Source organism: Paraburkholderia jirisanensis (assembly GCF_054782355.1).
The window spans coordinates 100,625-112,574 of the sequence record NZ_BAAGSQ010000027.1 but is presented as its reverse complement, the minus strand read 5'-3'; the positions used below and the strand labels follow the sequence as shown (position 1 = coordinate 112,574).

Annotated in this window: 10 protein-coding genes; 2 read left to right on the top strand and 8 right to left on the bottom strand. The window is 65.3% G+C overall.

Translation table 11 applies throughout. The features are described 5' to 3' along the window. Position 1: 1 nt before the first annotated feature. Positions 2–1,522 (top strand): efflux transporter outer membrane subunit, encoded by a 1,521-nt coding sequence (locus ACYVNQ_RS23270; RefSeq protein ID WP_460905083.1) that lies wholly within the window; start codon positions 2–4, stop codon positions 1,520–1,522. A gap of 305 nt (positions 1,523–1,827) precedes the next feature. Here the strand turns inward: ACYVNQ_RS23270 and ACYVNQ_RS23265 are convergent, their stop codons facing one another. Beyond that, entirely contained in the window at positions 1,828–2,418 is a 591-nt protein-coding gene (locus ACYVNQ_RS23265; RefSeq protein WP_460905082.1) for a hypothetical protein, read from the bottom strand. A 153-nt stretch (positions 2,419–2,571) separates the two neighbouring features. Continuing rightward, positions 2,572–3,993 (bottom strand): nucleobase:cation symporter-2 family protein, encoded by a 1,422-nt coding sequence (locus ACYVNQ_RS23260; RefSeq protein ID WP_460905081.1) that lies wholly within the window; start codon positions 3,991–3,993, stop codon positions 2,572–2,574. A 358-nt stretch (positions 3,994–4,351) separates the two neighbouring features. On the opposite strand from ACYVNQ_RS23260, the gene ACYVNQ_RS23255 reads away from it, so the two are divergent. Further along, positions 4,352–5,779 carry a xylulokinase gene (locus ACYVNQ_RS23255; RefSeq protein ID WP_460905080.1) on the top strand — a complete coding sequence of 476 codons (1,428 nt, stop codon included), beginning with the start codon at positions 4,352–4,354 and terminating at the stop codon, positions 5,777–5,779. A gap of 60 nt (positions 5,780–5,839) precedes the next feature. Here the strand turns inward: ACYVNQ_RS23255 and ACYVNQ_RS23250 are convergent, their stop codons facing one another. Genes ACYVNQ_RS23250 through ACYVNQ_RS23225 form a run of 6 tightly spaced genes read right to left on the bottom strand, consistent with a single transcriptional unit; the run spans position 5,840 to position 11,822 of the window. After that, complete coding sequence (locus ACYVNQ_RS23250) at positions 5,840–6,610, bottom strand: short-chain dehydrogenase/reductase (protein ID WP_460905079.1); 771 nt, start codon at positions 6,608–6,610, stop codon at positions 5,840–5,842. A 32-nt stretch (positions 6,611–6,642) separates the two neighbouring features. Beyond that, positions 6,643–7,113, bottom strand: a complete 471-nt coding sequence (locus tag ACYVNQ_RS23245) for an acyl-CoA thioesterase (protein ID WP_460905078.1) — start codon at positions 7,111–7,113, stop codon at positions 6,643–6,645. Further along, entirely contained in the window at positions 7,110–8,261 is a 1,152-nt protein-coding gene (locus ACYVNQ_RS23240) for an iron-containing alcohol dehydrogenase (protein ID WP_460905077.1), read from the bottom strand. The genes ACYVNQ_RS23245 and ACYVNQ_RS23240 overlap by 4 nt, the downstream gene beginning before the upstream one ends. Before the next feature lie 49 nt (positions 8,262–8,310). Next, positions 8,311–9,096, bottom strand: coding sequence for an enoyl-CoA hydratase-related protein (locus ACYVNQ_RS23235; RefSeq protein ID WP_460905076.1), 786 nt, complete (start codon positions 9,094–9,096; stop codon positions 8,311–8,313). Between the two features lie 39 nt (positions 9,097–9,135). After that, on the bottom strand, positions 9,136–10,386 hold the full coding sequence (locus tag ACYVNQ_RS23230) for a CaiB/BaiF CoA transferase family protein (protein ID WP_460905075.1): 1,251 nt from the start codon (positions 10,384–10,386) through the stop codon (positions 9,136–9,138). A 29-nt stretch (positions 10,387–10,415) separates the two neighbouring features. Further along, on the bottom strand, positions 10,416–11,822 hold the full coding sequence (locus ACYVNQ_RS23225; RefSeq protein WP_460905074.1) for an MFS transporter: 1,407 nt from the start codon (positions 11,820–11,822) through the stop codon (positions 10,416–10,418). Between the last annotated feature and the right edge of the window lie 128 nt (positions 11,823–11,950).

The window sequence follows — 11,950 nt, the reverse complement described above, 5'->3', positions numbered from 1 at the left end:
GATGCTCAAACATACTTTGATCGCAGCGACGGTGGCATTGCTCGCCGCCGGCTGCACATTGGCGCCGAAGTACGAACGCCCGGGCGCACCGGTGTCGGGCACCTTCCCGCAAGGCGGCGTGTACGACACGCAGCCGGTGCCCGAGCAGGGCGCGCGCAGCGCGCGTGGCGAGGCCGCGACCGATATCGGCTGGCGCGACTTCTTCGTCGACGAGCGGCTGCAGCGGCTGATCGAGATCGCGCTGAAGAACAACCGCGACTTGCGCGTTTCGGTGCTGAACATTCAGGCATCGCGTGCGCAGTATCAGATCACGCGCTCCGAGCTGTTTCCGTCGATCGAGGCCGCCGCTTCGCAGAGCAAGTCGCGCACGCCGCGCAATCTGTCGTCGCTCGGCAGGACGGTGTCCAACGAGTATTCGGTGGGGCTCAATGCGTCGTGGGAAATCGACTTTTTCGGCCGCATCCAGAGCCTGAAAGACCAGGCGCTCGCGCAGTATCTGGCCACCGCACAGGCCCGCAAGGCGGCGGAAATCGCGCTGGTCGCATCGGTTGCGGATCAGTACATCGCCGTGCTCGGTTTCGACGAGGCGTTGAAGGTCACGCAGGACACGCTGCGTACCGCGCAGGATTCGTACAACATCACGAAGCTGCAGTACGAAACGGGCACCGGCTCCGAACTCGATCTGCGTCAGGCGGAAACGGTTGTCGAACAGGCGAAGGCAAACCTGCAGACCGAAGCGCGCGCGCGAGCGCAGGCCGAGAACGCGCTCGCGCTGCTGATCGGCGAGCCGCTGCCGGACGACCTGCCGTCGGGCCGCGACCTGCACTCGCAGGAACTGTTGACCGATATTCCGGCAGGCCTGCCGTCCGATCTGCTGGTGCGGCGCCCGGACATCATGGAAGCCGAGCAGCAACTGCTGGCGGCGAACGCGAACATCGGCGCGGCGCGCGCGGCGTTCTTCCCGCGCGTCACGCTGACCGGCGACATCGGCACGCTGAGCCCGACGCTCGGCGGTCTGTTCAAACCGGGTTCGGCGGCGTGGAGCTTCGCGCCGCAGATCACGGTGCCGATCTTCGAAGGCGGCGCGAACCGGGCGAACCTCGACCTCGCGAACGTGCAGAAGAACATCCAGATCGCGCAGTACGAAAAGGCGATCCAGACAGCCTTCCGCGAAGTGGCTGACGGCCTCGCGGCACGTGGCACGTTCGACCAGCAGATCGCGGCGCTCGAGCGCGATACGTTCGCGGAGCAGCGCCGCCTGGATCTATCCGATCTGCGCTATCGCAACGGCGTCGACAGTTACCTCGCGGTGTTGACCGCGCAGACCGATCTGTACACCGTGCAGCTGCTGCTGACTAATGCACGCGTGCAGCGTCTGTCGAATCTGGTCGATCTCTATCAGGCACTCGGCGGCGGCTGGATCGAGCGCGCCGGTGAGGCGCCGCGGCCGGCCGATGCGCCCGTCGACTACGGCGATGCGCCGCACGCGCCGGCGGCGGCATCGTCGGCGGCTGCGAGCTGAGGGGCGTTGGCTGATCGGCCAGGTTGACCGAGAGGCGAGCGAGCGATAGAATCCTTGCTTGAAAACTACGTACGAGCGGGTGAGAAAAACGTAGCGCCGCCCGGGTAACCGGGTCCCACCTGGAGTGGGAGTTCTGCCACAAGGCAGATAGAGAGCCCCGCATACAGAGGCCACCGTAAGGTGGCCTTTGGCTTTTCTGGCCTCTGGTTTGACGGGCCAGCTTAAGGCCTTGGGTTGTCGTCCGCCTATCGCTTGTTTATCGCCGTTTCTGGCGCATGTTCAAAGCGCGGCCCCGCTCGCCGCGCTTATCCTCGAAGCTTCTTTCCCAGATAAGTCGCACGCATCAGCGTTGCGAAGCCGATTTTTTGCGCCTTCGTCTGGCGTTTCGTCAGTCCGTCGTCGAGCACATAAGCTGACTGAATGCGCAGGATCATCCGGCGCTTGCGGCTCTTGTCTCGTTGCGCTTCGAAGAAAATCGCATACATCGATGTCGAACCGTCGGCGTTCACGTTTTCGAGCGTGACGAAATTGGGCTGGCGTTCGTCCGCGACTACGATGCGCCGCGATGGCAGGCTCGTGACGACTTTTTTCAGAAGGCTGCGCGACAGTTCGTAACGAACCGGATTGAGCACACGTTGTTCGCGCCCATCGTCGTAGATTTCGTCAGCGGGGATCAGCGAACGTGGGCGTTCGTCCCAACGAAAGCTATGCGAGAAGCAATGGCACGAGAACAGCACGAGCACGGTGATATCAAGTCCGGGCTCAAGTGCTGTCTTGAACGTGAAGGAGTCGAGATGGCTGAGGTCCCACCGGACGCCGCGAAAGGTAATTTCGCGAAAGCGCTGCGCGGGCTCGGATACGGCTTCGACGGCGACCTGTAGTGCGTGTTGCGGCATTGCATGGAATGGAACGACGAGCGGTCCATTTTATGAATGCCATGTCGTCGCCGCCATTCGTCCGAATGGCCAGGGGTGGTGCCGGATAAGCGTCGATCAGGAGTCCGGCTCGCGCACCGCGGGTCAACGCATGCATGCGCAAGTCGCAGTGCTTTAGTGCAGATCGGCGGCGCGCATCAACGGGTCGCCGGCGGCGCGTTCGTCGCCGTGCTCGCCGCTGTCGTCGCCGGTGCTGTGGCTTGCGCGCCGCAGACCGCGCCCGGCTGCCCGTTCGCTCTGCACACCGTTGAACACCAGATTCAATACGACTGCCGACACCGACGCAAGCAGAATGCCGCTATGCAATAGCGGCGACAGCGCGGGCGGCAGCTTCGCAAAGAAGTGCGGCGACACGACCGGCACGAGGCCAAGCCCGATGCTGACAGCGATGATGAACAGGTTGTGATGATTCTTTGCGAAGTCGACCTTCGACAGCACCTTGATGCCGTTCGCGGCCACCATGCCGAACATCACGATGCCAGCGCCGCCGAGCACGAACGCAGGCACCGACGCAACCACCTGCGCCATCTTCGGAAACAGGCCGAGCAGCACGAGGATCACGCCGCCCGTCGCGCACACGAAGCGGCTTTTCACGCCGGTCACGCCGATCAGCCCGACGTTCTGCGAGAACGACGTATGCGGAAACGAGTTGAAGATGCCGCCGATCAACGTGCCGAGGCCGTCGACACGCAGCCCGCGCACCAGCGTCTTCTGATCGACCGGCCGCTCGACCATATCGCCGACCGCGAGGAACATGCCGGTCGATTCGATGAACGTGACGAACATCACGGTGACCATCGTCGCGATCGACAGCGGATCGAAATGCGGCAGCCCGAAATGAAACGGCATCACGAAGCCGATCCATGGTGCGTTTGTCACGCCGTCCATGTTGACGCGGCCGAGCAACGCGGCAATCACGAAGCCCGCGACGATGCCGAGCAGCACCGAAATGTTCGCGATAAAACCTTTGCCGAAGCGGTTGATCAGCAGGATCAGCATCAACACGACCAGCGACAGCCCGAGATAAACCGGATTCCCGTAGTCGGGATTGCCGACGCCGCCGGCGGCCCAGTTGATGCCGACCTCCATCAACGATAGTCCTATTACTGAGATAACCACGCCGACCACGACCGGCGGAAAGAAGCGCAACAGCTTGCCGATGGCCGGCGCGAGCAGGATACCGATTACACCCGCGGCGATCGTCGAGCCGAAGATATCGAGAATGCCGAGATTCGGGTTGGTGCCGATCGCGATCATCGGGCTGACCGCTGCAAAGGTGCATCCCATGATGACCGGCAGCCGGATGCCGAAGATCCACAGGCCGAGCGTCTGGATCAGCGTGGCGATGCCGCATGAGAAAAGATCGGCGCTGATCAGAAAGGCGATCTGGTCTTTCGGCAGATTGAGCGCACTGCCGATGATCAGCGGCACCGCAACCGCGCCGGCATACATGACGAGGACGTGCTGAATGCCGAGCGTCAGCAACTGGCCGGCGGGCAGCCGCTCGTCGCACGGATGGACCGTGTTCGCTTGCATGATGTCTGTCTCCCGATCTGGTTCGTGAAATGTCCTTCACGGTATGCGCGACGAAAATGCGCAACAAGACTGCGTATGGCTATGTCGGGCTTTGCAGTGCTGATATGCGCGGCGACCCGGCGCAGCGTGTTTGTGCACGGCGCTGCGGCCTGCTTGGGCCGAGTACCCCGCGGTATCAGGGCGGCGGGCCGAAGGCATGCGTCAAGCGATTGCCGATGCAAGCGGCCAGGGCCGTATTGCGTTCGATATGATGTGTATCGCGCGCGGCACATCTTGTGGTTCGAATGCAGTGAAGCACCGATCGGGGTTAACCCGCGCGACGCATCTTCAACGCTGTCCACGATCTCACTTTCAACTCATGTCCTTTCTCGGCATCGACCTCGGCACCGGATCCCTGAAACTGGCCATCATCGACGACGATGGCCGCGAGACCGCGATGGCGAGTGCCGCGTATGCGATCGAAACGCCGCATCCCGGTTGGGCGGAAACGCACCCGCATACCTGGTGGCGTGCGTTGTGTGAAGCGTCCGCGCGCTTGCCTATAGCGCAGCGCGCAGCGGTTCAGGCGATCGGCTTTTCCGGGCAGATGCACGGAGTGGTGCTCGCCGATGCGCAAGGCAAACCGGTCAGGCCGGCGATGCTATGGCCTGACACGCGAGCGCTTGCGCTACTCGATGCGTGGCCCGCGCCGCAGCCGAATCCGGTTGCGCCCGGCATGGCGGGGCCGCTGCTGCGCTGGATCAGCCAGCATGAACCGCACACCGCGCGGGCAACGCGTTGGGCGCTGCAACCGAAAGACTGGCTGCGTGTCGCGCTCGGCGGCGCACTCGTGACCGATGCATCGGACGCGTGTGCGACGGCGCTAGCGGACCCTGCCGGCGTGTGGGATGTTGCTTTGCTGGAGCGCCTCGGATTGCCACGCGAATGGTTTGCGCCGCTCGCGCCTTCATTTGCGCCGGGCGGTGCGCTATCCGCCGATGCGGCGCGCGAACTCGGCTTGCGGGCCGGCACCACGCTGGCGGTCGGTGCGGCGGATACCCCATGCGCTGCGCTTGGCAGCGGACTCGCGCACGACGGCGACGCACTGCTGACGACCGGCACCGGCGGTCAGATCGTCGTCCTGTCGAGCGACGCGCCGCAGGCGGCGCCAGGCTTGCATCGCTATCGCGCGGCAAGCGACCACTGGTATCGGATGGCGGCGATGCAGAACGTCGGTGTGGCGCTGGAAACGGCGCGCGGGCTGCTGTCGTTTGAATGGGCCGATGCATATCGTGCTGCATTCGATCCGGCTGCCGATGCGAGCGGCGTGACCTTTCTGCCTTACCTGACTGGCGAGCGTACGCCCTGGCTGAACCCGGCGGCACGCGGCGGCTGGCTTGGGCTCGCGCTAGGCGCGACGCGCGGCGCGCTGATGCGGGCTGCGTTCGAAGGCGTGGCATTTTCGCTGCGCGCCGGGCTTGATGCGATCCGCAACAGCGGTGCGAAGGTCAGCGCGTTGCGCCTTGCGGGCGGCGGATCGGTGGACGCACGCTGGCGACAACTGCTTGCCGATGCGCTGGATGTCGAACTGCATGCGGTCGATTGTCCGAATGCGGCTGCGCGTGGTGCGGCTTTACTCGGCGCGCTGGCTTGCGGGCATTTGCGCCCGGACCAGCTTGCCGCGCTCGCGCCGACCGCCACGCGGGTGGCTGCGCCAGTTGGCGATCGTGCGATCGCCGGCCGCTATGCGCGCTTCATCGATCTATACGGTCGTGTCGAAGGTTGGTTCGCCGGGCAGGCCGGATGACATGCATGACGTCGACGTTGACGTTGCATCAACCGGCCCGGACCGCAGCAGGTTCCAGCTCTACCGGTATATCGCGCCGCCATCCGCGTCGATCACCACGCCGCTCAGATACGACGCTCGCGCGGACGCAAGAAACGCGACGAGATCGGCGATCTCTTCGGGTTCCGAAGCGCGCCCGAAAGGCAGATTGCCGAGCAGCTCCTTCCAGCGCGACGCGTCGCCGAGCTTCGTTTGTGCGCGGGCCCTGAACAGTTTTTCGAGCCGTTCGGTCGCGCAAGGGCCGGGGTTGACGCCCACTACGCGCACGCCGCGCGTGGTGGCGTGTACACCGACCGCCTGGGTGAACGCGGTCAGCGCTGCATTCGCGGTAGCGCCGAAAATATAGTCCTGGCGCGGCATCGCACCCGCAATGCCGATGATGTTGACGATCACGCCGCTGCCGCGTTCCATCATCGCCGGCAGCACGAGTTTCGCGAGATCGATATAGCCGAACAGCTTGAGCTCCCAGCTCGCGCGCCACACGGCGTCGTCCACTTCCTGCAATCCGCCGCCCGGGATCGCGCCGGCGTTGTTGACGACGATATCGATCGGTCCTGCGGCTTCGAGTAATGCCGCGCGCGCCTTTGGGTCGGCCAGATTTGCCGCGGTTGCGCGCACCGGCACGGCGGACTGCGCTTCGAGTTCGCTGCGTGCCGCTTCGAGCGCTTGCGCGTTCGACGATACGAGATGCACCGCGCAGCCCTCGCTTGCTAGCGTACGCGCGCAGGCAAGGCCGATACCGCGCGAACCGCCGGTGATCAGGGCCGTCTTGCCGTGTAGTTCGAGATTCATTGCTGCTCCTGTTGAGATGCTGAAAAGCCGGCTCAGATCGTTTGCCGCTCCGTCTGCAACTGCTCGAGGCGCTGCCGCCACGCGGCCGGCAGCGCCGCCGGGCGGCGTGTGACACGGTCGACGTAGACGTGCACGAAATGCCCTTGCGCTGCTGCCGCTTCATCGTCGTTGCGGAACACCGCAAGCTCATATTTGACGCTGCTGGTGCCGATGTGCGCGACGCGTATGCCGACGCTTACGTTATCCGGAAACGCGAGCGGCGCGAAATAGCGGCACTGCGTTTCGACCACGAGGCCGATCGGCTGCGTGAGCGCGGGTTCGCGCCCGGCGAGCGTCAGCAGGTCCGCTTCGATCAGCCAGACGTTGACTGCCGTATCGAAGTACGAGTAGTAGACGACGTTGTTCACATGTCCGTAAATATCATTGTCCGACCAGCGGGTCGTGACGGTGCGCCACGCCGCGAATTCGGCGCGCTGCCAGCGCGGTTCGCGTGCGTTGCTCATGCAACCTCCCGGTAGATCGCGAGTGCATCGTGATAGCCGACTTCGCGTGGGTTGTTCATCAGCAGGCGGGTTTGCAGCATCGCGTCGTGGGCGAGTTGCGGCAGATCGTCGGCGCCGATGCCGACCTGTGCGAGGCGCACCGGCAGACCGAGGCGTGCCGCCGCATCGCCGAGCCAGCCGATCAGCGCTTCGGCCCGTGCGCTTTCGCTGCCGCCGATTGCCGGCAGCAGCAAAGACGCAAGCTCGGCATACAGCGGCGCGGCGTGCGACAGGTTAAAGCGCATCACAGCCGGCAGCACCAGCGAGTTCGACAAACCGTGCGGCACGTGAAAGCGCGCGCCAATCGGGTACGCAAGCGCATGCACCGCGGCCACTGGCGCATTCGCGAACGCCATGCCGGCGAGGTTCGCGCCGACCAGCATCGCTTCTCGTGCGATCACGTCGGCACCGTTCGTGCAGACTCGCGTGAGATTCGCGCCGAGCAGCTGCAGCGCTTCGCGCGCGAGGCAATCCGAGATCGGATTCTTCAGCCGCTTGCTGGTATAGGCTTCGATCGCATGCACCATCGCATCGATGCCGGTGGCGGCACTGACGTGCGCCGGCAGGCCGAGCGTCAGCTCGGCGTCGAGCACGGCGATGTCGGGCAGCAGGATCTCGGACACCACCCCTTTCTTTTCCCCCTCACCGGTCGTGACGATCGAGATCGGCGTCACCTCGGAGCCGGTGCCCGCGGTGGTCGGCACGAGCACCAGCGGCAGCCTCGTGCCGCGTGCGTTGCCGACGCCGTAGATCGCTTCGAGTGCGATGTCGCCGTTGGCCAGCAAGGCCGCCAGCTTGGCGATGTCCATCGGACTGCCGCCGCCGATCGCGATCACACAGTCCGCGCGGCACGCGCGTGCACGTGCCGCGGCGGTTTCGACAGTGGCGGCCGACGGGTCCGCTTCGACATCGGCGAACAGCTCGACCGCAATGCCCCGCTCGCGCAGATGGCGCAGCGGACGTTCGAGCAGGCCGGCGCGCTCGACGCCGCGATCCGAAACCAGCAGCACCGAATCCGCATGCAATGCTGCCGCGATATCGCCGATGCGCGCGGCAGCGCCTGCTTCGACGATCAGCTTGTTAGGAGACTGAAACTGATAACCCGACATGTCGAGGACTTCCTTTGCGTGGCTGGTTTGCCGGACGTATTTGCTTCACCTACTCGCCGCGAAAGCGCGGCGCGCGTTTTTCCGCGAAGGCAGCGCGGCCCTCGCGATAGTCGTAGCTTTGCGCGGCGCCTTCCAGCAGCTTTTCGACCACCTCGTCGCGCAGCGTGCCGGCTCCCGACGCCAGCGCGTCGAGCATCGTTTTCGAGCCGGAGATCGTCAGCGGCGCGCAGTCCTTGAGCTGCTGCGCGAAGGCTAGCGCGGCGGCCAGCGCATCGTCGGCGATTTCGTCGATAAAGCCGATGTCGAGCGCGCGTGCGGCGTCGAAGGTTTGAGCGGAGTACAGAATCCGCTTCGCGTTGGCCAGCCCGACCAGCGACAGCAGCCGGCGCGTGCCCGCCACGCCGTACACGATCGATAGCCGCGCCGCGGGAATCGCGAAGCGGGCGGCAGGCACTGCAAAGCGGAAGTCGCACGACATCGCGACGTTGCAGCCGCCGCCCATGCAAAAGCCGTTGACTGCGGCGATGGTCGGCTTCGGCGATGCGGCGATGCGGTTGCAGCAGCCTTCATACGCATGCTCGTATTCCAGCGCCTGGGCGGCGTCGGCGCGCACCGTGCCGAACTCGGAGATATCCGCACCGGCGCAAAAGCTGGTGCCGTTGCCGGTCAGCACGATCGCGCGGACGTCGCGGCGCTCGCTCAATGCATCGAAGGTGTCGCCGAGGCGGTTCCATAGCGCGAACGTCAGTGCGTTGCGCCGTTCGTGGCGATTCAGCGTCACACGTGCGACGCCGTCGTCGATCTCGGTGAGGATCGCATCGTCGCTTGCTGTCATCTGGCTTTCCATGTGTAAAAGGTTGCGCTTGGGTAGGGGTCAGTTTGCGGCGGCAGCGGGAACGCCGGCCTGCTCGCTCTGGTGTGCCGCGCCCGAGTCGAGCAACGAGCCGATTTCGGATTCGGCAAAGCCGAATTCGCGCAGCACCTCGGCCGTATTCTGGCCGACTCGCGGCGCTGGCGTCTCGGCTAGCGTCGAGGTGCCGTCGAACAGCACCGGCAGACCGAGCGCGCGCATCGTGCCGCCTTCGGGCGCCGGCACGTCTACGACCATGCGCACCGCACGGTTCTGCTCGTGATCAAGCGCTTCACCGACCGTTTGCACCGGGCCGCACGGCACCTGCGCGGCCTCGAAGCGCGCGGTCCATGCCGCGCGCGTATCGCTGGCGAGCACCGCGTTGATCAGCGTGGCCAGCTCGCGGCGATTCGCGAGCCGGATGTCGGGTGTATCGAAGCGCGGGTCCTCGAGCCATTCGGGATGGCCGAGCACCTGGGCGACGCGTTGCCAGTTCGTCTCGTTGGCGCCGCCGATCGCGAGGCCTCCGTCGCTGCACTGGTAGACCTGATACGGCGCGATCAGCGGGTGTGCGGTGCCGGCCGGCTTCGGTACGATGCCGCGCGAGAAGTACGCGGCAGCATGCCAATACATCTGCTGCATCGACGCCTGCAGCAGCGACGTGTCGACGCGCTGTCCGCGCCCGGTGCGCAAGCGCCGGGTGTAGGCGGCGAGCGAGCCGAACGCGGCGAGAATGCCGGCGTTGACGTCGGCGATCGATACGCCCGGCTTGACCGGTTCGCCGTCTTCCTCGCCGGTCACGCTGATCAGGCCGCTGAAAGCCTGCAGGATCAGATCGAAGCCGCCGCGCGACGCAAGCGGCCCGGTGCGGCCGTAACCGGTGATCGAGCAATACACGAGTGCCGGATTGATTGCGCGCAGCGTGTCGTAGTCGAGACCGAGCCGCTCCATCACGCCAGTGCGGAAGTTTTCGGTCAGGATGTCGCTCTGCGCGACGAGCCGCAGCAACGCCGCGCGGCCATCGGGATGCTTGACGTCGAGCGCGATCGAACGCTTGCCGCGGTTCAGGATCATGAACGACGGCGGCAGCCCGCTGTCGCCGGCGCGGCGGTAGCGACGCGCGTCGTCGCCTTGCGGATAGCGTTCGACCTTGATCACGTCGGCGCCGAGGTCGGCGAGCATCAGACCGCAGGTCGGGCCGGCCATGATCTGCGACAGTTCGAGCACCTTGACGCCCTCGAGCGGGCGGTCGAGATCGTTCGGCAGCGAATGCATGTGGATGACTCCGTATTGAAGGGGGCGCGTTAGCGATCGACGGTGCGCGCGTGCGCGACGACTGGCGCGTCGTGCTGACCGGACTGACCATGCTGGCCGGGAAACTCGTGCTGACCGGGAAGCCCATGCGAGGCCGGACGGCGCGGCACGATGGCGAGCAGCACGAGGCCGCCCACGCACAGCACCGCAGCGAGCAGATACAAGCCTGAGGTCAACGAGCCTGTTGCTTCTTTCATCAGGCCGATCGCGTAGGGCGCGACGATGCCGGAGCTCGCGCCCATGCTGTTGATGAAGGCCAGTCCGCCCGCCACCAGCGACGGCGCGATCGCGGCGCTCGGCATCGACCAGAACACGGGCAGCGTGGCCGATACGCCGATCGCGCCAACGCTGAGAAAGCCGAGTGCCAGCCACATCGGCGTGCCGGGCATCGCCGATAGCGCGAGCCCGCAGGCGCCGGCGAATGCGGTGCCCGCGAAGTGCCAGCGGCGCTCGCCGGTGCGATCCGAGTGACGCGCGATCAGGATCGTCGCAAGCGCGGCGCTGCCCCACGGAATCACCGAATACAGGCCGATGTGCAGCGGGTCTTTCATGCCGAAGCCCTTGATGATGCTCGGCACCCAGAAGTTGAGCGCGTAGATGCCCGAGGTCGCGCAGAAGAACACGAGCGCGAACAGATACACCTTGGGCTCGCGCAGCAGCGAGCCGACCGAATCGCCGCCGAGGCGCATGCTGCTGCTGGCGCGATCGGCCGCGAGGCAGGTTTCGAGCGTGGCGGCTTCGTCGCGCGACAGCCATGCTGCGGTTTGCGGGCTGTCCGACAGGCGCACCGCACAGGCGACAGCCATCACGACGCTCGGCATGCCTTCGAGCAGGAACAGCCACTGCCATCCGGCGAGTCCGTGAGCGCCGTCGAAGGCCGTCATAATCCAGCCCGACAGCGGCCCGACCACCACGCCGGCGATCACGATGCCCGACGCGAAGATCGCAATCGCCTTGCTGCGATGCGCTTGCGGCAGCCAGCTGCTCAGGTAGTAGATGACGCCTGGGTAGAAGCCCGCTTCGAGCACGCCGAGCAGCAACCGCGCCGCGTAGAACTCGTGCGGGGTACGCACGAACAGCATCGCCGACGAGCACAGGCCCCAGCCGGCCATGATCGTGCAGAACAGGCGCCGCGCGCCGTAGCGCTTGAGCAGCATGCTGGCGGGTACTTCAAACAGCACATAGGTGACGAAGAACAGGCTCGCGCCGAGACCGTAAATCGAATCGGAAAACTTCAGCGATTCGTGCAGCTGCAGTTGTGCGAACGAGATGTTGAAGCGGTCCATCGAGCAGAACAGGTAGCTCAGGAACAGCACCGGCGTCAGACGCGCGACGACCTTGCGGCATACCGCTTCTTGCGCGTCGCTGAGCTGGAAGGATCCCGAAAGGGAAGTCATGTGTTGTCTCCTGAGGCGCCCCACGCGGCGCTGTGTGTGGCGCGCCGTGCGGGTTGCATCGGCGCGGCGGCTTTTTTGTGTTCCGGGGAGTATAGGGAGGCACAGCGATATGTAAAAATACGAAATTG